The sequence below is a fragment of the Paenibacillus etheri genome, assembly GCF_001012825.1.
Taxonomy (GTDB): domain Bacteria; phylum Bacillota; class Bacilli; order Paenibacillales; family Paenibacillaceae; genus Paenibacillus_AQ; species Paenibacillus_AQ etheri.
The window spans coordinates 1-200 of the sequence record NZ_LCZJ02000059.1; the positions used below are offsets into that span (position 1 = coordinate 1).

Annotated in this window: 1 rRNA gene; it reads right to left on the reverse strand. The window is 54.5% G+C overall.

Going from position 1 to position 200, the window contains the following annotated elements:
* Nucleotides 1-200, reverse strand: a 23S ribosomal RNA gene (locus UQ64_RS30490); the annotation flags it as partial.

Genomic DNA, 200 nt, shown 5'->3' on the forward strand with positions numbered 1-200 from the left:
AGCCTTAACGATGTGCGGATTTGCCTACACATCAGCCTCACTGCTTAGACGGACATATCCATCAGTCCGCGTCACTACCCTCCTGCGTCACCCCATCGCTCATAGCGGATTACGGTGGTACAGTAATTTCAAACTGTTGTCCTTCGACTACGCCTTTCGGCCTCGCCTTAGGTCCCGACTTACCCTGAGCGGACGAGCCT